Genomic DNA, 19600 nt, shown 5'->3' with positions numbered 1-19600 from the left:
CCCTCCTCAGAGCGTGGTGCGGTCGGGCCGTGCCGTGGGACCGAGCGGCCCGCTGGACGGCTTGCCGGCCGAGCTCTCCGCCGGGCGAGCGGCCTTGGCGGAACCGGCGGTGGTGGTACCTCCGGACGCGTCGGCGGTGCCGGCCGAGGACGGCTCGGCCGTACCCGCGGCTCCGCTGCTCGCGGACGTATGCCCGGCTCCGCGTGCCCTCGCGCCGCCGGCTGTCGAGGTACGGCTTTCTTCGGCGCCGCCCGTGGCCGCGCCGCCGTGGCCCGACCGCAGGGCGGCGGTGCCGAGTTCGTGGGCGGGCTCCGGCTGCCGGCCGGCCTCGCTCTCGCCGGTGGGTGGATGTGCGGGCCGGGGCTGGGTGAGCCAGGCCACGGCCGCGCCGGTCAGGGCCACCGGCCACTCCACCACGCCCGCCGCTCCGAGCACTCCGGCCCCCGCGTACACCGCCATGCGCCGACCGCGCGGCGAGACCGCGCCGATCTTGTCCAGGGTTTCCTCCGCCGCCCTGCCCACCGTTCCGGCGCCGGGCACCCTGCGCAGGACCGAGGCCGCGCCGCGCAGGGGCGCCGTGAGGGCCGACGACGACTTCTGCTCAGCCATGACTCTCCTCGGATGAGATCTCCTCGCGTGCCCCACCGAGTTCCCGCCATCGCGCTGGTCATCCCCGGTTTCAGCCGCGGACCCCCACTCCAAGGGAACCCCCCGCACCGCGTCCGCGCCACCCGCACCGCACGGGCAGCCCGGCCCCGCGCCCCGGCGCTCCGCCCGAGCCGAGGCGCCGGGTCCGATGCGCCAGCCCGATGCGCCGAGCCGGGTACGCCAAGCCCGGGTACGCCAGCCCGATGCGCCGAGCCGGGTACGCCAAGCCCGGGTACGCCAAGCCTCACGCGCCGTGCTGCGCAGCGGTCCGCGGGGGCTCAGGGCCCCACGCGGCCCCTTCCAGAGACCGCGCGAGTCCGCACCCCCGCCCCGGACCCTGCCTGTGTTCGCGCGAGTCTTGCGCCCGCCGGACTCACCAGCAACGACCCGGCCCCGGCCCCTCCGACGACCGCCCCGCCCTCCCCCGCCCGCTCCGTGCTGCGGCCGGCCGACGGCGACCCGGCGTGCTGCGGCGGGCCGATGGGAACCCCGGCAGCTGTCCGTCGCGCGTGCGCGCCTGCTGGAGGAAGTGACCTTCCAGCGGCCGTAGGGGTCCGCGCCGCGCTCTTCACTCACCACGGTTGCCCAGCTCGGTGAGCTGCGGCATGCCGCTCACCAGGCAGCAGGCTCCGCTCGCATTGCCGAGGCGGTCATGCGACGGACGCGGCCAGCTCCCGCTGGTAGCCGGTGTAGGCGGTGCGCAGGGCCTCTCCGGGCCAGTCGGCGGGCAGGAGTGCGGGCGGCAGCACCGGGTCGGTGAGCAGGTGGCGTACGGCGGCGGCGTACGCGGTGAGGCGGTCCGCGGGGGTGCGGGCGGTCTCGATGCGGGCGAGGAGGGTCCGTGCGGTGGCCGACCAGGCGTCCAGCGGCCAGAGCCGGGCGGCCAGGTCGTGCGGGGGCTCGTCGGGGCGCGCGGTGTACGTCCGGGCGACCGGGGTCAGCGTGTCCGGCAGGGCGCGGTCGAGGTTGGCCGGGCGCAGCCAGACGCCCTCGCGGAGTTCGGCCAGCCGGAGGGCGGTCAACCGGGCCCGCAGCTCGGCGCGTTCGGCGGGGCCGCGCCCGGTCGCCGTGATCACCACCATCTCCCAGTCGCCGTCCCACGCGCGCGTGCCGGGGCGCAGCGCCTCGTCCTGGCGCCGCTGGCGGGCGAGCAGCCGGTCGCTGAGCCGGTAGCCGGTGTCGGTGCGGCGCAGGTCACCGGCGGTCACCATCCGGCTCAGCGCGGCCCGCAGCGTCGAGCCGCCGACGCCGAAGGGCCCCACGAGCCGGACCAGGTCCTTCACCGGCATCTCGGCCGGGTGCGCGCCGAGCAGCAGGCTCAGCACGACCGACCGCGCGGACAGCGGCCGCAGGCCCGCGTGCTCGGGTGCCTGCTGCGATGCCTGCGCCGGCTCGGGAGAGACGTTCATGCGCATGGGCACGTACTGTACGTGCACCTCCTTGTTGCAGTATTGCTACGGCCGCAGCGAGAGTGCAACATACTGTCATGGTCTCGATTTCCGCGCAGTCGCCGTCGCCGTCGGGGGCGCAGCCCCAGCAGCCGTACGCCACGCACGACGTCACCAACCAGGCCCCGCCCCTGGCGCCGTACGACGCCTCCGACGACCCGGCCCTGCTGGAGGGGCTGCGCCGGGAGGGCGCCGGATGGGCGGAGGAGGACATCCGGCGGCTGGGGGCGCGCGCCGGCAGCGTCGAGGCGCAGGAGTGGGGCGAGCTGGCGAACCGGCACGAGCCGGTCCTGCGCACCCACGACCGCTACGGCCACCGCGTGGACGAGGTGGAGTTCCATCCCAGCTGGCACCACCTGATGCGCACGGCGGTCGCCGAGGGCCTGGCCGGCGCGCCCTGGGCGGACGAGCGGCCCGGCGCCCATGTGGCCCGCACGGCGGGCGGACTGGTGTGGGGGCACACGGAGGCCGGGCACGGCTGCCCGACGTCGATGACGTACGCCGCCGTACCCGCGCTGCGCGCCCAGCCGGACCTGGCGAAGGTCTACGAACCGCTGCTGACCAGCCGGGAGTACGACCCCGAGCTGCGCGTGCCGGCCGAGAAGCCGGGGCTGCTCGCGGGGATGGGCATGACCGAGAAGCAGGGCGGTTCGGACGTCCGGACGAACACGACGGTCGCCACGCCCACCGGGGAACCCGGCGTGTACACGCTGCGCGGGCACAAGTGGTTCACGTCGGCGCCGATGTGCGACGTCTTCCTGGTGCTCGCGCAGGCCCCGGGCGGGCTGTCGTGCTTCCTGGTGCCGCGCGTGCTGCCCGACGGCAGCCGCAACACCTTCCGCATCCAGCGGCTCAAGGACAAGCTCGGCAACCGCTCCAACGCCTCCTCGGAGCCGGAGTTCGACCACACCGTGGCGTGGCTGGTGGGACCGGAGGGGCGGGGGGTGAGGACCATCATCGAGATGGTCAACTGCACCCGGCTGGACTGTGTGATGTCCTCGGCGACCCTGATGCGCAAGACGCTGGTGGAGGCCGGGCACCACGCCCGGCACCGCAGCGCGTTCGGCGCCCGGCTGATCGAGCAGCCGCTGATGCGCAACGTCCTGGCCGACCTGGCGCTGGAGTCGGAGGCGGCGACGACGCTCACCCTGCGGCTGGCCGGCGCGGCCGACCGCGCGGTGCGCGGGGACGCCGGGGAGCGGGCCTTCCGGCGGATCGCCACCGCCGTCGGCAAGTACTGGGTCACCAAGCGGGGCCCGGCGTTCACCGCGGAGGCGCTGGAGTGCCTGGGCGGCAACGGCTACGTCGAGGAGTCCGGTATGCCGCGGCACTACCGGGAGGCGCCGCTGCTGTCGATCTGGGAGGGTTCGGGCAACGTCAACGCGCTCGACGTGCTGCGTGCCCTCGGGCGCGAACCGGACACCGCCGAGGCCCTGTTCGCCGAACTCGGCCTCGCGCGCGGAGCGGACGCCCGCCTGGACGCGGCGGTGGCCGCGCTCAAGGACCAGTTGGCCGAAACGGACCAGGTGGGCGCCCGCCGGCTGGTGGAGCGGATGGCGCTCGCCCTCCAGGGCTCCCTGCTGGTCCGGCACGCCCCGCACCCGGTGGCGGACGCCTTCTGCGCGAGCCGGCTGGGCGGCGACTGGGGGCACGCGTTCGGCACGCTGCCCACCGGTACGGACCTCGGCCCGATCCTGGAGCGTGCCCTGCCCGGCCTGAACTGACCCCTCTCCCCAGGCGACGGTCCTCCTGCCGTCCGGCGCGAGAGGGCCGCCGTCGGCCTGGCCGGTGACAGCCGACGGATCGCACACAGTCAGTCTGCGGCTCCGGACCGTTGTCGGTGCCGTGGTGCACACTCGCGATCAGGCGGCACTCGGCTGGGGAGGACAACGTGTTCACGGGGATCGACGAGGTGGACTGGGCCTCGCTGCGGCACCGGTACGGCAGCGCGGAGGACGTGCCCGGATGGTTACGGGCCCTGGCCTCCGCGGACACCGCCGAGCGGGCGACCGCGCTCGACGGGATGTACGGCGCGCTGCACCACCAGGGGCGGGTGTACGACTCGACGCTCGCCTGCGTCCCGTTCCTGCTGTCACTCGTGGCCCGCGAGGAGGTGCCGGACCGGGGCGGCATCGTGGAACTGCTGGTGGCCATCGGCGCGTACAGCGCGGACGGGGACCCGCGGGCGCGGGCGGCGGTGTGCGCGGGCGGCGAGGTGTTCGCCCGGCTCGCCGGGGACCCGGACCCGGCGGTGCGCCGGGCGGCCGCCGGGGCCCTCGTGCACTTCGTGGCCGGCCCCGCGCCGGTCCTGGAGCTGTTGCGGCAGCGGCTGCGGGCCGAGCGGGACGACCGGGTCCTGCTCGCCCTGACCGAGGCGCTCGCCCTGTTCGCCCGCCGGTACCCCGCGCACGCCGACGCCGCGGTGGACCTGCTGGCCGAGCAGAGCGCACCACCGTACGCGCCGGGGCAGCGGCTCGCGGCGCTCGGCCAGCTCGCCCTCGTCGCGCCCGCCCGGCTGCCCGCCGACCTGGTGCCGACGGCCGTCCGGCTGCTGCGGGAGCGCTCCGCGCACCGCGCCCGCAGCTGCGAGCCGGCCACCGACTCCCTGGTCGGGCGGATACGGCGGCTGCGCCCGTCCGACGAGGAGGGCTCCCGGCTGCTGCGCACCCTGCACACCGCACTGGGCGACCGCGTCGCCGACCGCGGCGCGCTCCTCGGCGGCCAGCTGACCAGTCCCGACCCGATGGACCGGTGCCATGGCGTGTGGCTGGCGGCGGCGCTGCTGCGCGGCTGGCGCGGCGACCACAGCGGCACGGTCCGGCTGCTCGGCGCCCAACTGGGCGCCGAGGAGGACTGGTTGCGGGACGCCGCGGTCACCGTCCTGTCGGGGCTGTTCGCCCTGGCCGCACCCGCCGCCGACGACCTGCACGCTCTGGTGCGGGCCCGGCCCGACCTGTGGACGCACCGTGTCGAGCGCGGCTCCCCCGTCCTGGGGGGCCCGCTCAAGGCACTGGTCAGAAGCGGCGATCGACGCGCGGTTCCGGCCCTGGCCCACCTCCTGGCCGGGCCGGCCGCACCGGTGGACCTGGGGGGCGAACTGACGCACCTGGGCGCCGAAGCGGCCCCGCTCGCTCCCGTGCTGCGGCAGCGGCTCGCCCGGATTCCGCCGGCCTCCGCGGCCGCCGCCCGGCTCGCCGGCCCCCTGCTCACGGCGGTCGCCGCCGTCGGGGACCGGGACGCCGTCCCGGAGGTGCTGCGGCTGCTGTCGGACGCGCCCGGCGGGCCGGGGCCGCGGGACGCCTTCGCGGGCCAGGCCATCGCAGCGCTGGAGGCGCTGGACGCCACCGCACAGGCCGTACCGGTCCTGCGCGCCCTCCTGCACACCCGGCACGCCGCCGCGGCGGCCGGCGCGCTCTGGTCGGCGCAGCGGGACGCCACGGCCGTACTCCCCGTGCTGCTGCGGGAGCTGAGCCAGGGCGACCCGGACAGCCGGCCGCTGGCCGCCTCGCGGCTCGCCCGCCTGGGTCCGGCCGCGCGTCCCGCCCTGCCCGCGCTGCGCCGCGCGGCGGCCGGGTCGCGGCCCGCGCGGGAGCGGGTGGCGGCCGCGTGCGCGCTCTGGGGCATCGACGCCGACCCGCAGCCGGTGCTGCCCGTCTTCCGGGACGCCTGGCGGGAGGACCCGGGCACCCGCCTCCGCATCGCCCGCTGCCTCACCGAGATGGGCCCGGCCGCCACGCCGCTACGGCACCTGGCGGAGACCGAACTGGCCTCCCCACGCCGCCATGCGGCACATCCGGGCGCGGGCGGCGGCCAGGGCATAGCGGAGGACGAGGAGCTGCTGAGCGCGTGCCGGGAGGTACTGGCGGCGATGTAGGGGGTGTCATGGGTTCGGCACCCTCGCCTCACCGCCGTGGACCGGCGCCGACCGGGGTGCGTGGTCGGCGGTGTGTCAGGCGGCGCGTCCTCGGCGGCGTGCCGGGCGGTACGTCCTCGGCGGCGTGCGTGAGCCCTGCGTCCGCGGCGTCGTCCCGGGCTGGGTCCGTCGCCCACGGCGCGCCCAAGCCGCACGCCCTCGGCCACGCCCCGCACTGCATCCGCCCCCCCCACGGCGCGCCCGAGCCGCACGCCCTCGGCCGCGTCCCGCACTGCATCCGCCCCCCCACGGCACGCCCGAGCCGCACGCCCTCGGCCGCGTCCCGCGCTGGGTCCGTCCTCCGCAGCGCGCCCAAGCCGCGCGCCCTCGGCGGTGTGACGGGCGTGGTCAGACCATCCGCCCCCACTGCGGTCCGAGCCGCGCCCACTCGGTGTCCCAGGCGCGCATGCGGCGGCGTTCCAGGCGGCCGCGCAGGGCGAGGCCGCCGGCGAAGGGGACGGCCGCCGCGCTCACGCCCACCAGGCAGCCGATCAGGACGCCCCGGAAGGTGGCTTCGGAGGCGGAGGTGGGGCGGCCGACGAGACGACCCTGCGGATCGGTCCAGACGGTGACCGGAGCGCCACGCCTGCTGCCGGGCACCACCCGGACCTGCCCGGTGTGGGCGGAGCCGTCGGGCACGGTCCAGCGCACCCGGGCCCAGACCCGTTCGCCAGAGGGGGCATGACTGTGCATGGAACTGCTTCCCGGGACCCGCTCCACCACGTGGGCCACGACGGGGCGCCAGTCCGTCCGCTCCCGCGCGAGTCCGCTCTCCACCGACTCGTCCGCGGCGAGACCGGCCGCGACCCCGGCCAGGACGGTCAGCAGCCAGGCGCCGAGCACCACCCAGGCCTCCACCACGTCGGCCCGGCGTTTGAGCGGGTTGCGCCGCCAGCGCCACAGCCACACCTTCGGACCACGGAACGCCTTCAAAGGCATCCTCCTCACGAGCGCACCGACCGGCCGGACCGCCCTCCCATACGCGGGAGACCGCTCCGTTGCTCACGACGAGCCGTCTCCCCGACGGTCGCACGCGCGTGCCCCCTCGCGCAGGCGCATGCCGCAACGAACCGCCGCGGTCCTTCGCCGGCCGTCGACGACACCGCTGTGACCTGCGGGAACACCCGATCCAGGGGTGACTGTCAGTGGCGGGGTGCAGACTGGCCGATAACCGACGACTACCTGTCTCACGGCTACCTGGACGAAGGCGTCCCGGAGGTGATCGGCATGACCGAGGTACTGCTGGCAGTGGGCACCCGCAAGGGCCTGTTCATCGGGCGGCGCAGGGGCGGCGGAGCCTGGGAGTTCGACGACAGCCCCTATTTCAACGCGCAGGCGGTCTACTCGGTCGCGATCGACACCCGCGAGGACCGGCCGCGGCTGCTGGCGGGCGGCGACAGCGCGCACTGGGGCCCGTCGGTCTTCCACTCCGACGACCTCGGCCGCACCTGGACCGAACCGCCGCAGCCGGCCGTCAAGTTCCCCAAGGACACCGGCGCCTCCCTGGAGCGCGTCTGGCAGCTGCACCCGGCCGCCGCCGAGCCCGGCGTGGTGTACGCGGGCACCGAACCGGCGGCGCTGTACCGCTCGGAGGACCGCGGGGAGAGCTTCGAGCTGGTGCGGCCGCTGTGGGAGCATCCGACACGCTCCCAGTGGGTGCCGGGCGGCGGCGGCGAGGGACTGCACACCGTGCTCACCGACGCGCGCGATCCCAGAGCGGTGACCGTGGCCGTCTCCACGGCCGGGGTGTTCCGCTCCACCGACGGCGGCGCGAGCTGGGCCCCGTCCAACTCCGGTGTGTCCGCGGTGTTCCTGCCGGACCCGAACCCGGAGTTCGGCCAGTGCGTCCACAAGGTCGCCAGGGACGCGGCGGACCCCGACCGGCTCTACCTGCAGAACCACTGGGGGGTGTACCGCAGCGACGACGCGGGCGCGCACTGGACCGACATCGGCACGGATCTGCCGTCCACGTTCGGCTTCGCGGTGGCCGCCCATCCGCGCCGGGGTGACACGGCGTACGTCTTCCCGATCAACGCCGACGCGGACCGGGTGCCCGCCGAGCACCGCTGCCGGGTCTTCCGCACCGAGGACGCGGGCCGGACCTGGGAGCCGCTGTCCAAGGGCCTGCCGGAAGAGGATCACTACGGCACGGTGCTGCGGGACGCCCTGTGCACCGACGACGCCGATCCGGCGGGCGTGTACTTCGGCAACCGCAACGGCGAGGTGTTCGCCTCGGCCGACGACGGCGACAGCTGGCAGCAGCTGGCCGCGCACCTGCCGGACGTGCTGTGCGTGCGGGCGGCGGTGATCGCCTGAGACACGCGCACGCAGCCGGGGCGTCCGGGCCGGGCTTCGGCCATCGGTTGATCACCGGGCCGGGTACGGCAGTAGGGTGACGCCCGTGGCTCCACGACCCTTGCATGAAATCGTCGAAGCGGGCTGGGCGAAGGCCCTCGAACCCGTCGCGGACCGGATCGCCGGCATGGGCGACTTCCTGCGCGCGGAGATCGCCGCGGGACGCACCTACCTCCCGGCCGGACCGAACGTCCTGCGGGCCTTTCAGCAACCCTTCGACGACGTACGGGTCCTGATCGTCGGTCAGGACCCGTATCCGACGCCGGGACACGCGGTGGGCCTGTCGTTCTCGGTCGCGCCCGACGTACGCCCGCTGCCGCCCAGCCTCATCAACATCTTCCGGGAGCTGACCGCCGACCTGGGGGTGCCCCAGCCGTCCAACGGCGATCTCACGCCGTGGACCGAGCAGGGGGTGCTGCTCCTCAACAGGGCGCTGACCACGGCTCCGCGCAGTCCTGGCGCCCACCGCGGCAAGGGCTGGGAGGAGGTCACCGAGCAGGCGATCCGGGCCCTGGCGGCGCGCGGCAAGCCGCTGGTGTCCATTCTGTGGGGCCGGGACGCCCGGAATCTGCGTCCGCTGCTGGGCAGGCTGCCCGCCGTGGAGTCGGCGCACCCGTCGCCGATGTCGGCCGACCGCGGCTTCTTCGGCTCGCGTCCGTTCAGCCGCGCCAACGACCTGCTGATCCAGCAGGGCGGACAACCGGTGGACTGGCGGCTGCCGTAACCGTCTCCGACAGGCCGGCGGTGGACCCGGATCGGCGTCCACCGCCGGCCTGTTCCGCATGCGTGACGCCTGCTCGTGTCCCCCGCACGTCTCTGCTCGTTCGGCCGGCTCACCCCGCCGGGTGAACCCGCCCTGTGCTCTTCGCGCTCCGGCCCGGTACCGGCGCCCGGCATGCGGGATCGCCGTAAAAGCGGATTGTCCTCCCTTGTCACTGCTTTGTCGGGGCATGTTCTCGGCACATGCCCGCAACACGTGTCCCCGTCGAGCACCTCATCAGACAAAACCGGACGGATACCGCTCACCTGCACCCTCCCCGAACGGAGTAACCCGGGAAGCCAGTAACATGCGGCGCCATGAGCACCCCCACTGGGCCCGAGTCCGGCCTGCCCGTACGAATGCCGCGACCCCGCCAGCCCGGACGGCACCGCCGACCGGAACCGCTGGTGGCTCCCGAGGGTGCGCCCGCGCTCGCCCTCGCGGTGCCCGGTGCGCCCAGCGCCGCCACTCGCTCCCTCGCCGAGGAGGTCGTGAGCATCGCCCGCTCCGAGCTGCCCGGTCTGGACGCCCGGATCGGCTACCTGGACGGGGACGACAGCGAGTACCCCACGCTCCGGTCCGTGCTCGTGCGCGCGGCCGAGGAGCGCACGGCCCGTTACGAGCAGGCCGTCGCCGCCGGGGTCGAAGGGGTCAAGGAGCCCGACGGCCCGGTCGCCGTGGTGGTCCCGCTGCTGGCCGGTCCGGACAGCGCCCTTCTGCGGCAGATCCGCCAGTCCGTGATGGACAGCCGGGTCGCCGCCGAACTGACCGACGTCCTCGGCCCGCACCCGCTGCTCGCCGAGGCGCTGCACGTGCGGCTGTCCGAGGCGGGCCTCGCCCGCGCCGACCGCGCGCGCCTGTTCACCGTGGCCACCGCGGCGGACGGCATCGTCCTGGCGTCCGTGGGCGGCGAGGAGGCCGTGCAGGCGGCCGGGATCACTGGCATGCTGCTCGCCGCGCGCCTGGCCGTGCCGGTGATGGCGGCGGCCCTGGACCAGGAGGGCTCGATCTCCTCCGTCGCCGAGCAGCTACGTTCCGCGGGCTCGCAGCAGCTGGCGCTGGCGCCGTACCTGATCGGTCCGGAGATCGACCCGGCGCTGCTCGCCGCGGCCGCCGAGGAGGCGGGCTGCTCCACCGCCGAGCCGCTCGGCGCCTACCCGGCGATCGGCAAGCTCGCCCTCGCCAAGTACACGACGGCGCTGGGCATCGCCCCGCAGCAGGCGCAGGGCATGCCGGTCCGCTGACCCGCGCCCGCGCCACCGGCACTCCGTACGGCCCAGGGCCCGCTCCCCACCCGGAGCGGGCCCTTCGCCCTGTCCGGCAGCTTGACCGTGTGCTGCCCCGTGCCGGGGAGGAGACGGCCGTCCCGGGCCGCGGCGCTCAGCCGAAGACGACGCAGGAGGCCGCGGTGACGGACACCGAGCCCTCGTAGCGGGGCAGCCCCGTCGCCCGGTCCACGGCGAACCAGGTCACGTCCCCGGAGCGCTCGTTGGCCGCGTAGAGGAAGCCGTCGTGTTCGGCGAGCGCGCGCGGCCAGTGCCCGCCGCAGGTCACGGTGCCGATCAGCCGGAGGGTCTCGCCCTCCGCGGCGAGGACCGACAGGACGTCCTCGCCGCGGGTCGCGGTCCACACGAAGCGGCCGTCGGGGGAGACCACGATCCCGGACGGATAGGCGTCGCCCGCGGGTGCCTCGGGCAGCACGGGGACCTCCGCCAGCGGCCGCAGGGCGCCGTCCTCGGCGTCCCAGCGGCAGACGGTGACCGTGGGGGTGAGTTCGTTGACGACGTAGGCCAGCGAGCCGCCCGGGTGGAAGGCCAGATGGCGGGGACCGGAGCCGGGGCGCACGGCGACCTCGCGGTGCACGCTGGGAGCGCCGTCCGCGAGGGTGCAGACGCGCACCGAGTCCGTTCCGAGGTCGACGCTGACGGCCCACCGGCCGCTCGGATCGGGCTGCACCTGGTGGGCGTGCGGGCCGCGCTGGCGCCGGTCGTGCGGACCGGATCCGGTGTGCTGGAGCCGCCCGGACGGCTTGGCGGCGAGCGAGCCGTCCGGGCGCACGGGTACGGCGGTGACGCTGCCGCAGCCGTAGTTGGCGGTCAGCACATGGCCGGCGTACAGGCCGAGGTGGGTGGGTCCGCTGCCGTCGACCGGCACGGGCGGCCCGGCGAGTTCCGGCCGGCCCCCGTCGACCCGGTAGGCGGCGACGGCGCCCTCGGCCGTCTCGCTGACGGCGTAGAGCGTCCGTCCGTCCGGCGACAGGACCAGGTAGGACGGGTCGGGCAGGTCGTTCACCGCGGTGCCGAGGAGGAGCGCGCCGCCCTCGGGGGCGACCTCCGCGGTGACCAGGCCGGGGCCGCCCGCCGCCGTGAACGAGCCGATGAACGCCCGGCGTCCGCCGGGCCTGCCGTGCTGTGCCACCGCTGTCCCCTCTCGGTCGAGCCCGTCCGGGGCCGACGGTAGCAGCCGATCACGGACGGTCTAGACCAAGAGGACCTGGCGTGGCCGGAGTTCTTTGCCCACGGGCCCTGGCACTGCCCGGTGTCGCACCGGGGCTGCCCCGGGTCATCGCCTCCGAGCGATCCCGCGCCGACCGGCTCAGGCTCCCACCAGAGGCGAACCCGCGGAGGCGCAGGGGCTCGACTCAAGCCCCCACCAGAGGCGAGCCCGTGGAGGCGCGCAGGGGTTCGGCCAGGTCGGCGAGGGCACGCTCGAGGCCGTGCAGGTGGGCCAGGGCGGGCTCGGCCGGCGGTTCGGCGGGGCTGCCGAGGGCGTCCGGGCGGCCCTCGGTCAGCGCCTCGACGGCGGCCTCGACGCGCCAGCAGGCCGCCGCCAGCCGGGCGTCGTGGGAGGCCACGGGGTCGGCGGCGACCGCCACCAGGCCGCGGACCTCGCGGGCGCAGTCGTCGAGGAGGGCGACGACCCGGCGGGCGCGCCGCTTGCGGGCCGGCATCGGATTCAGCGGGTGCACCAGCGGGGCCACGGCGAGCCGGACCCGGCCGAGCAGCTGCTCCAGTTCGGCGACGCGGGGCGCCGGGTCGGCCGTGGCGGAGCCCGCGAGCCGGGCGGCGGCCTCGGCCGTGCAGGCGTGCACACAGCGCAGGGCGCGCCCGATCCAGGCGTCCGTGACGGCGTGCGTGGTGACCGGCAGCACGAACAGCACCGCGAGCGCGGCGCCGAGCGCGCCCACGCCGGTCTCGGCGAGCCGCAGCCCGAGCAGGCCGGGGCTCAGGACGCCGAACAGGCCGTAGAGCAGTTCGGCGAGCAGCGTCACGCAGAGCATCATCCAGGTGTAGGAGACGGCGGCCGTGTAGAAGATGCCGAAGACGGCGACGGCGATCAGGACGGCCGTCGGGACCGGCGCGCCGCCCAGGGGGACGGCGACGAGGAAGCCCAGGCCGATGCCGATCACGGTGCCGAGGACCCGGCGGAAGCCGCGCACCAGCGTCTCGCCGCGCGAGGTGGTGTTGACGAAGATCCACCAGGTGGCGCCCACGGCCCAGTACCAGCGCTGTCCGGACACCAGCTGGCCCACCACCAGCGCGAAGCCCGCGCCGGCGGTCGCCTGGACGGCCTGCCGCGTGGTCACGCGGGCCAGAACGCGTCCGACGGGCGATGAGGATCCCCTCGCTCCGGCGAAGTCGAGGGTGAGGGAGGGCACGACGGCCGGGGGCAGCCGGCGCTCGTAGCACCACACGCCGAAGCGCACCGCGGCGGCGCTGACCACGGACAGCACAACGGCGGCGTACAGCTCGGGCAGCTGGGCCGGAGTCGCGTGCACGAACTGGGCCACGAAGAAGGTCATGAACGCGAACACGCCGAGGCTGTGCCCGCGCGGGCCCCAGCGGCGCGCGTACACCCCGGCGCCGACGACGGCCAGGAAGACGGCGTCACGCGCGACGGGCAGGGCGTGCAGCTCGGCCGCGGCGGCGAGCACGGGCACGCCCACGACGGGCAGCAGCGCCGTGGTGACGGCCTGCCCGCGCACGGTCGCGTCGGTGACGGTGAACAGGGCGAGCAGCGCGGCGAGGCCACCGGTCACCGCACCGACGAGGGAGTGCCCGGCGAGGTAGCAGACGACGACCGCCAGGCCGATGCCGAGGACGGCCCGCGCGGCGAAGCGCAGCCGCGCCCGCCCCGGGTCCGGAGCCACGAACATCCTCTTCAGCACTGATGCCCTCCCCTGGATACGACGTGGTACATCGCACACAAAAGGCGCCGCGGGGTTCCGCAGCGCCATCGACGTGTCCATGAGAGCATCACCGGGGTCACTGGCTCAAGTGAGACCGGAATCGCTGGTCCATTGGCTCAGCGGTGAGGGCCACCATCGGGGTCACCGGAAGGCCAACGGACCAGGTCGGACGGCACACGCGCCGGTGCGTGCGCTAAGCCATTGGTACAGTCGTCCATCATGGCCGTCGACGAACTCGACACCCGCATCCTGCGGCTGCTCCTGGAACAGCCGCGCACCAGCGTGCGCGAGTACGCCCGCATCCTGGGCGTCGCCCGCGGCACGCTCCAGGCCCGGCTGGACCGCATGGAACGGGACGGCGTCATCACCGGCACCGGTCCCACCCTCTCCCCCGCAGCGCTCGGCCATCCGGTGCTGGCGTTCGTGCACATCGAGGTCACCCAGGGCCATCTGGACGACGTCGGGGACGCGCTGGCCGCCGTACCGGAGATCGTCGAGGCGTTCTCCATCACGGGCGGCGGGGACCTGCTCGCCCGGGTGGTGGGCCGGGACAACGCCCATCTGGAGGACGTCATCCAGAAGCTGATCAGCCTGCCGGGCGTGGTACGCACCCGCACGGAGGTCGCGCTGCGCGAGCGCGTCCCGCACCGGCTGCTGCCCCTGGTGGAGTCCATCGGCCGCGCGGCCCGCGCCTGACCGTGGGCATCCTGGACCGCATGAGCCACCTCGGCGCCCTCTCGGTCATCTTCGATCTCGACGGAACGCTGGTGGACAGCGAGCCGAACTACTACGAGGCGAGCCGGCAGACCCTGGCCGGGCACGGCGTCCCGGACTTCACCTGGGCGGACAACGAGGCCTACGTCGGCGTCGGCAACCAGGACGCGACCCGGCTCTGGAAGGAACGCTACGGCCTGGCCGTGTCCGCCGAGGAGCTGCTCGCCGAGCTGAACCGGCGCTACCTGGATCTGGCCCGCGCCCGCACACCGGTCTACCCGGAGATGCGCAAGCTCGTGGAACTCCTGGCGGCCGACGGCGTACCCATGGCGGTCGCGTCGGGCTCCTCGCCGGAGGCGATCGCGGCGATCCTCGAGGGAACGGGCCTCGGGGCGTATCTGCGTACGGCGGTGTCCGCGGAGGAGGTGCCGCACGGCAAGCCCGCGCCCGACGTGCTGCTGGAGGCGGCCCGGCGGCTCGGCGCGGACCCAGCCGACTGCGTGGTGCTGGAGGACGCGGCACCCGGCGCGGCCGCCGCCCACGCGGCCGGCATGCGCTGCATCGCGATCCCGTACGTGGCCGCCCAGGCCGACGCGCCCGAATTCGCCACGGCGACCCTGCTGCTGCGCGGCGGCCAGACGGAGTTCACGGCCCATTCGGCGTACGCCTGGCTCCGGGCCACGGCGCGGTCCCGCTGACCGCACGTACACGCGTGCCGCCGCAGGTCGCCGTTCACGCCAGGGACGCTCCCGCGGTGCGCCCGGCGCGGTGGCTGCCTAGCGTGATCCCATGACCACAGACCGGGCCGGGCCGGCCCCGCACGACCGGCGGTGGCAGGCGCTCGCCGTCTGCCTGACCGCGGCCTTCATGACCTTGCTGGACACGTCGATCGTGAACGTGGCGCTGCCCTCGGTGCAGCGCGGACTGGGCGCCAGCACGGCCGAGCTGTCGTGGGTGATGTCCGGATACGCCCTCACCCTCGGTCTGTCCCTGGTCCCGGCCGGGCGGCTGGGCGACATGCGCGGACGGAGCCGGACCTTCCTGACCGGGCTCGCGCTGTTCACCCTTGCCTCGGCTGCCTGCGGGCTGTCCACCGGCGCGGCGTGGCTGGTGCTGTTCCGGCTGGTCCAGGGTGCGTCGGCGGGACTGATCGCGCCGCAGACCTCGGCGCTGATCCAGCAGATGTTCCAGGGCCGGGAGCGGGCCCGCGCGTTCGGGCTGATGGGCAGCACCATCGGCATCTCCACGGCGGTCGGCCCGCTGGTGGGCGGCCTGCTGATCCAGGCGGCCGGCGGCCCCGACGCCTGGCGCTGGGTGTTCTACGTCAACCTGCCCCTCGGGGCCGCCGTGTTCTGCGCGGGACTGCGGCTGCTGCCCCGCTCCCCCGGCTCGCCGGGCAGGCGCGAGTGCTTCGACGTGCCGGGCGTGCTGCTTCTCGGCTCGGGCGTGCTCGCCCTGATGCTGCCGCTGGTGCAGGAACAGCAGTGGCACGGCCGGCTGAAGTGGGCCCTGCTTCCGGCCGGCGCCGGGCTGCTGGCCGCGTTCTGGGCGTGGGAGCGGCGCCAGGTGCGCCACGAGCGGGCTCCCCTGGTCGATCTGCGGCTCTTCCAGCTGCGCTCCTTCTCGCTGGGCGCGCTGCTGAGCCTGGTGTACTTCGGCGGCTTCACCACGCTGTTCTTCGTCTACACGCTGTTCCTGCAGAACGGCCTGGGCTACGGCGCGCTCGCGGCGGGCCTGTCGTCCATGCCGTTCGCGGCGGGCTCGGCGCTCGGTGCGGCGGCCGGCGGCCGGCTGGTGGTGCGCTTCGGGCGCAGGCTGGTCATCGCCGGGCTGTGCACGGTGGCGGCCGGCATGCTCGGCGCCATCGCGGCCGTGCACTGGGTACCGGGACGGGGCGTGGCCTGGGCGGCCGCACTCCCCCTGCTCGTCGCCGGGGTCGGCTCCGGGCTGACCATCTCCCCCAACACCACGCTCACCCTGTCCCTCGTGCCGGTCCGGCGCGGCGGCGCCGCGGGCGGGGTGCTCCAGACCGCCCAGCGCATCGGGTCCGCGGCCGGCGTCGCCGTGGTGGGCTCGGTGTACTTCGCCCACCTCGCCCACCACGGCACCCCCGCCACGGCGCTCCAGTACGGCCTGCTCACGTCCGTCGCGATCATCCTGCTGGCCCTGTCCCTGGCCTACGCCGACCTGCGGGAACGCCGGGTCCGCCCGCAGCTGGAGCCGGCGCGGGAGAGCGTGTAGGGGGCTGGTTCCCGTCGGGGGCGCGATCCGGCGGGGCCCGGCCTCAGGGGTGCCGCCGGGCCCTCAGGATCTCCGGCGGGGCTTGCCCCGCTTGGGGGCCTGCTTGGACCCGGCGGTGCGCGTGCCGCCACCCGCGGCGCGGGCGCGCGCGGTGCGGCCCGCGCCCTTCGGCGCCGGCTTCTGCCGGGCGCCCTTCGGTTCGGAAGGCTTCTGCTCCTGCTCGGCCGCGGGCCGGGTACGGCCCCGGGTGCTGTTGACGGTGCGGCCGCGGACGATGCCGATGAAGTCCTCCACCAGGTCGGTGGTGGCCTCCTCCGGCCAGGACAGGGCGACGCTGGACTGGGGGGCGTCGGTGACCGGGCGGTAGGTGAGGTCCCTGCGGTGGTAGAGGCGGGCCAGGGACTGCGGGACGACCAGCAGGCCGACGTTCGCGGCCACCAGCTCGATCGCGTCCGGTGTCGTCGCGGGGCGTTCGAAGGCGGGCTCGCCGGGCGGGCGGTCCCAGTCGAAGACGTCGTCCAGGGGGTGGAAGAGCACCTCGTCGGCGAGGTCGGCCAGGGTCACCTCGTCCACGGCCGTGATCAGGTGGTCCTTGGGGACGACGACCACCGTGGTCTCGGTGTACAGGGGGATCGCGCTGAAGAACGTACGGTCCACGGGGAGCCGTACGAGGCCCGCGTCGGCCTCCCCCGCCCGCAGCACGTCCTGGGCCTCGGCGGCGGGTACCTGGACGAGAGTGAGCGGGATGTCCGGCAGGCGCTCGTTCCAGATCCTCGCCCATTTGGCGGGCGTCACTCCGGGTACGTACGCGAGCCGGAAGGACGGTGATTCCTCCGAGCCTGTCACCAGGCCAGGCTACCGGCCGTGGCCGGCCGCCCCGCACACGGCCGATACCCTTGGCCTCATGAGTTCGCAGCAGAGCACCCAGACGATGAAGCCCGCGACCGCGGCGAAGAAGCTGGGTGTGTACCTCCCCGCCACCCCCGCCTCGTTCCAGGAGGGCGTCGTCACACGCGCCGAGCTGAACGAGCTGCAGGCGAACCCGCCGGAGTGGCTGAGCGAGCTGCGGCGCAACGGCCCCCACCCGCGTCCGGTGGTCGCCGCGAAGCTCGGCGTGTCGATCGCCGGCCTCGCGCGGGGCGGCGTGACGGAGCCGCTGACCACCGGTCAGATCGAGGCGCTGAAGCAGGAGCGGCCCGAGTGGCTGGAGCGGGAGCGTGCCACTCAGGCCGAGGTCCGCAAGGAGGCCGCGCGGATCAAGCAGCGGAACAAGGAGAAGCAGGAGCGCGCCGCCCGCCGCGGCTGATCCGCCCCGCCTCCCGAGAACCGTTTCTCCACAACGCCCTCCGGCTCCCGGAGGGCGTTGTCGGTGGGCTGCCCTGCTGTTCCCGTCGCCTGATCGGAAGGGTGGACCGCGCGCTCGGCGCCGGCGCCGGCGCCTGGGCAGGATGACGGGTACGGCACCGGGCGGGCCGCCGCTCCCCCGCGTCGGCGGCCCGCCGGACTCCCGTCCGCCGCGGGCCGGTGCCGTCGGGTTGCAGTGTGCACCGGCCGGGGGCCGCGAGAGTATGCGTACAAGTACGTACCCCGACGGAGAAGACGGGCCGCCGCGACAGACCGGAGAGGAACAGGTGGCGCTGGAGAGGGCCTACGAACGGATGGCGGCGGTCGCGGTGGCGGCGCTGCACGAGCGGGAGCCCGCCCGTCTGTGGCCGATGCTCGCCGGTGCCCTGGCGGACCTGTGCGGCGGCGAGGCGGTCCTCCACAAACTCGACGACTGGAGCGAGGACACGGGCACGATCGGAGCGGCGCCCGGCGCCGTCGCCGCCGAGCTGGAGCGGCTCGGGGAAGCGGACCTGGCTCTGCTGCGCGCGGGCTACCCGCTGGCCCAGCACTATGCGGGGAGGACCGACCGGACGCCGGTCACCGCGCGGCGGGCGGCGGGACGCGGCTGGTCCGAGAGCGCGACGGCACGCCTGCTCGACGCGGCGCTCGGCGTCGACCATGTGCTGGGCGTGCCGCTCCGTGAGAGCACCACGCCGATCACCGGGTGCCTGGTCTATCGCACCGGCACGGACTTCACCGACGACCATCTCGCGATGGCGGAGCGCGCGCAGCCGCTGCTGGCCGCCGTCGAGCGGCAGCGGCAGCTGCTTCAGGAGTGGCGGCGCCGGCTCGGCCGGGGGGCTGCGCCGGACGAGCGGGCGGGGGAGTGTGCGCTGACGCCCCGCGAGACGACCGTCCTGCTGCTGCTCAGCGAGGCGCTCACCGCCGACGCGATCGGCCGCCGCCTCGGCATCTCCGTCCGCACCGTGCACAAGCACGTCGAGAACATCTACCGCAAGCTGGGTACCCGCGACCGTCTGGGCACCGTGCTGAGGGCCCAGCAGCTCGGCCTGGTGCCGTCTTCCGGGCCGGCCTGAGCCTTGTCCCGGCCGGCCCCCCGGCACGGCGAGCGAACCGCGACTCGGCCCGCGCCGAGCCCCGTCACATCGTCCGGCGGCATCCGACAAGGAGTCCCCCGGACAGCGGCGCCACGCCCGCCGTCGGGCGGACGCCGGCGACCACGGCCTGCCGGCACCGCACGACCGCCGGCATCGGCCGGGACCGCACCGGCGCGTCCCCGGTCAGCCCAGGAAGCTCAGCCGCACCTTGCGGTCGGGGTTGTCCTTGTTGGTGTCGACCAGGCACACCGACTGCCAGGTGCCCAGCTCCAGGCGGCCGCCGATCACCGGGAGGGTCGCGTGGGGCGGGACGATGGCCGGGAGGACGTGGTCGCGGCCGTGGCCGGGGCTGCCGTGGCGGTGCTGCCAGCGGTCGTCGGCGGGAAGCAGGGTGTGCAGGGCGGCGAGGAGGTCGTCGTCGCTGCCGGCGCCCGTCTCGATGAGGGCGATTCCGGCCGTGGCGTGCGGGACGAAGATACTGAGCAGACCGTCGCGGCCCGCCGCCGCCTCACGCAGGAACTCCTCGCAGTCGGCGGTCAGATCCACCACTCGTTCCCGGGAACCGGTGGCGACGTGCAGCAATCGGGTGGTGAAGGCTTCTGGCATGCCCCCATCCTGACCCATACGCCGGGTTTCACACCCTGCGGCGCGGGCGGTTCGGCGAGACGGGCGGTCCACAAGACGAGACACCGTTGACCCGGGCGCGGCCATCTGGCTACTTTCTGCCGCATGTTGCGTTCAGCCCTGCTCACCACGCGCGGTCACATCGACCTGCTGCGGGTGGCCTCCGCCGCGTGTCACCGCGGCCGCTGACGCCTTTCTCCGCTTCTCCTCGGGCTCCGCTGCCCCACCCCTGACCCGGCCTGCCTTCCGAGGCCGGCATGGCCT

Annotated in this window: 18 protein-coding genes; 11 read left to right on the top strand and 7 right to left on the bottom strand. The window is 75.2% G+C overall.

What is annotated here, in order from left to right; genetic code table 11:
• Positions 1 to 6: 6 nt before the first annotated feature.
• Together OG956_RS31915 and OG956_RS31910 are read right to left on the bottom strand one after the other, a co-directional pair.
• On the bottom strand, positions 7 to 609 hold the full coding sequence (locus OG956_RS31915; protein WP_330341479.1) for a hypothetical protein: 603 nt from the start codon (positions 607 to 609) through the stop codon (positions 7 to 9).
• Between the two features lie 689 nt (positions 610 to 1298).
• Positions 1299 to 2063 (bottom strand): PaaX family transcriptional regulator C-terminal domain-containing protein, encoded by a 765-nt coding sequence (locus OG956_RS31910; RefSeq protein ID WP_330341478.1) that lies wholly within the window; start codon positions 2061 to 2063, stop codon positions 1299 to 1301.
• Positions 2064 to 2134: 71 nt separating this feature from the next.
• Here OG956_RS31910 and OG956_RS31905 point away from each other — a divergent pair, with 71 nt between their 5' ends.
• Both OG956_RS31905 and OG956_RS31900 read left to right on the top strand, forming a co-directional pair.
• Complete coding sequence (locus tag OG956_RS31905; protein ID WP_330341477.1) at positions 2135 to 3820, top strand: DNA alkylation response protein; 1686 nt, start codon at positions 2135 to 2137, stop codon at positions 3818 to 3820.
• Positions 3821 to 3987: 167 nt separating this feature from the next.
• Positions 3988 to 5970 (top strand): HEAT repeat domain-containing protein, encoded by a 1983-nt coding sequence (locus OG956_RS31900; protein WP_330341476.1) that lies wholly within the window; start codon positions 3988 to 3990, stop codon positions 5968 to 5970.
• Between the two features lie 387 nt (positions 5971 to 6357).
• Here the strand turns inward: OG956_RS31900 and OG956_RS31895 are convergent, their stop codons facing one another.
• On the bottom strand, positions 6358 to 6948 hold the full coding sequence (locus tag OG956_RS31895; RefSeq protein ID WP_330341475.1) for an Rv1733c family protein: 591 nt from the start codon (positions 6946 to 6948) through the stop codon (positions 6358 to 6360).
• A 288-nt stretch (positions 6949 to 7236) separates the two neighbouring features.
• On the opposite strand from OG956_RS31895, the gene OG956_RS31890 reads away from it, so the two are divergent.
• The 3 genes from OG956_RS31890 to OG956_RS31880 all read left to right on the top strand — a co-directional run bounded on the left by OG956_RS31890 (position 7237) and on the right by OG956_RS31880 (position 10368).
• Positions 7237 to 8325 (top strand): WD40/YVTN/BNR-like repeat-containing protein, encoded by a 1089-nt coding sequence (locus OG956_RS31890; protein ID WP_330341474.1) that lies wholly within the window; start codon positions 7237 to 7239, stop codon positions 8323 to 8325.
• Between the two features lie 85 nt (positions 8326 to 8410).
• Positions 8411 to 9088: a uracil-DNA glycosylase gene (locus OG956_RS31885; protein WP_330341473.1), complete on the top strand. Its 678-nt coding sequence runs from the start codon at positions 8411 to 8413 to the stop codon at positions 9086 to 9088.
• 353 nt (positions 9089 to 9441) lie between these two features.
• Positions 9442 to 10368 (top strand): sirohydrochlorin chelatase, encoded by a 927-nt coding sequence (locus OG956_RS31880; RefSeq protein WP_330341472.1) that lies wholly within the window; start codon positions 9442 to 9444, stop codon positions 10366 to 10368.
• Positions 10369 to 10504: 136 nt separating this feature from the next.
• On the opposite strand, the gene OG956_RS31875 is transcribed toward OG956_RS31880, so the two are convergent.
• Together OG956_RS31875 and OG956_RS31870 are read right to left on the bottom strand one after the other, a co-directional pair.
• Positions 10505 to 11542, bottom strand: a complete 1038-nt coding sequence (locus OG956_RS31875; protein ID WP_330341471.1) for a lactonase family protein — start codon at positions 11540 to 11542, stop codon at positions 10505 to 10507.
• A 223-nt stretch (positions 11543 to 11765) separates the two neighbouring features.
• A complete protein-coding gene (locus OG956_RS31870; RefSeq protein ID WP_330341470.1) occupies positions 11766 to 13292 on the bottom strand; it encodes an FUSC family protein in 1527 nt (508 codons plus the stop codon).
• A gap of 240 nt (positions 13293 to 13532) precedes the next feature.
• Here OG956_RS31870 and OG956_RS31865 point away from each other — a divergent pair, with 240 nt between their 5' ends.
• The 3 genes from OG956_RS31865 (at position 13533) to OG956_RS31855 (ending at position 16268) form a co-directional block, all read left to right on the top strand.
• The gene (locus OG956_RS31865) at positions 13533 to 14009 is read left to right on the top strand and encodes an Lrp/AsnC family transcriptional regulator (protein ID WP_330341469.1); all 477 of its coding nucleotides are present in this window, start codon (positions 13533 to 13535) and stop codon (positions 14007 to 14009) included.
• A gap of 20 nt (positions 14010 to 14029) precedes the next feature.
• Positions 14030 to 14725, top strand: a complete 696-nt coding sequence (locus tag OG956_RS31860) for an HAD family hydrolase (RefSeq protein ID WP_330341468.1) — start codon at positions 14030 to 14032, stop codon at positions 14723 to 14725.
• 91 nt (positions 14726 to 14816) lie between these two features.
• The gene (locus tag OG956_RS31855; protein ID WP_330341467.1) at positions 14817 to 16268 is read left to right on the top strand and encodes an MFS transporter; all 1452 of its coding nucleotides are present in this window, start codon (positions 14817 to 14819) and stop codon (positions 16266 to 16268) included.
• Positions 16269 to 16331: 63 nt separating this feature from the next.
• Here OG956_RS31855 and OG956_RS31850 read toward each other — a convergent pair whose 3' ends face one another.
• Positions 16332 to 17114, bottom strand: coding sequence for a LysR family substrate-binding domain-containing protein (locus OG956_RS31850; protein ID WP_330341466.1), 783 nt, complete (start codon positions 17112 to 17114; stop codon positions 16332 to 16334).
• 58 nt (positions 17115 to 17172) lie between these two features.
• On the opposite strand from OG956_RS31850, the gene OG956_RS31845 reads away from it, so the two are divergent.
• Both OG956_RS31845 and OG956_RS31840 read left to right on the top strand, forming a co-directional pair.
• Complete coding sequence (locus tag OG956_RS31845) at positions 17173 to 17574, top strand: DUF5997 family protein (RefSeq protein WP_330341465.1); 402 nt, start codon at positions 17173 to 17175, stop codon at positions 17572 to 17574.
• A gap of 325 nt (positions 17575 to 17899) precedes the next feature.
• Entirely contained in the window at positions 17900 to 18691 is a 792-nt protein-coding gene (locus tag OG956_RS31840; protein ID WP_330341464.1) for a helix-turn-helix transcriptional regulator, read from the top strand.
• A gap of 204 nt (positions 18692 to 18895) precedes the next feature.
• On the opposite strand, the gene OG956_RS31835 is transcribed toward OG956_RS31840, so the two are convergent.
• Entirely contained in the window at positions 18896 to 19318 is a 423-nt protein-coding gene (locus OG956_RS31835) for a YjbQ family protein (protein ID WP_330341463.1), read from the bottom strand.
• 123 nt (positions 19319 to 19441) lie between these two features.
• Between OG956_RS31835 and OG956_RS40285 the strand changes: the two genes are divergently transcribed.
• The gene (locus OG956_RS40285) at positions 19442 to 19525 is read left to right on the top strand and encodes a putative leader peptide (protein ID WP_365178906.1); all 84 of its coding nucleotides are present in this window, start codon (positions 19442 to 19444) and stop codon (positions 19523 to 19525) included.
• The last annotated feature ends 75 nt before the right edge of the window (positions 19526 to 19600 follow it).

This window comes from Streptomyces sp. NBC_00557 (assembly GCF_036345995.1).
Taxonomy (GTDB): Bacteria; Actinomycetota; Actinomycetes; order Streptomycetales; family Streptomycetaceae; genus Streptomyces.
Note: the sequence above shows the minus strand (reverse complement) of the source record. Positions and strands in the feature narration are given on the sequence as shown.

Coding starts and splice junctions, on each gene's coding strand:
- OG956_RS31855 (WP_330341467.1), top strand. CDS start 14,817: ATGACCACAGACCGGGCCGGGCCGGCCCCGCACGACCGGCGGTGGCAG.
- OG956_RS31835 (WP_330341463.1), bottom strand. CDS start 19,318: ATGCCAGAAGCCTTCACCACCCGATTGCTGCACGTCGCCACCGGTTCC.
- OG956_RS40285 (WP_365178906.1), top strand. CDS start 19,442: ATGTTGCGTTCAGCCCTGCTCACCACGCGCGGTCACATCGACCTGCTG.
- OG956_RS31845 (WP_330341465.1), top strand. CDS start 17,173: ATGAGTTCGCAGCAGAGCACCCAGACGATGAAGCCCGCGACCGCGGCG.
- OG956_RS31905 (WP_330341477.1), top strand. CDS start 2,135: ATGGTCTCGATTTCCGCGCAGTCGCCGTCGCCGTCGGGGGCGCAGCCC.
- OG956_RS31895 (WP_330341475.1), bottom strand. CDS start 6,948: ATGCCTTTGAAGGCGTTCCGTGGTCCGAAGGTGTGGCTGTGGCGCTGG.
- OG956_RS31880 (WP_330341472.1), top strand. CDS start 9,442: ATGAGCACCCCCACTGGGCCCGAGTCCGGCCTGCCCGTACGAATGCCG.
- OG956_RS31865 (WP_330341469.1), top strand. CDS start 13,533: ATGGCCGTCGACGAACTCGACACCCGCATCCTGCGGCTGCTCCTGGAA.
- OG956_RS31890 (WP_330341474.1), top strand. CDS start 7,237: ATGACCGAGGTACTGCTGGCAGTGGGCACCCGCAAGGGCCTGTTCATC.
- OG956_RS31910 (WP_330341478.1), bottom strand. CDS start 2,063: ATGCGCATGAACGTCTCTCCCGAGCCGGCGCAGGCATCGCAGCAGGCA.
- OG956_RS31860 (WP_330341468.1), top strand. CDS start 14,030: ATGAGCCACCTCGGCGCCCTCTCGGTCATCTTCGATCTCGACGGAACG.
- OG956_RS31915 (WP_330341479.1), bottom strand. CDS start 609: ATGGCTGAGCAGAAGTCGTCGTCGGCCCTCACGGCGCCCCTGCGCGGC.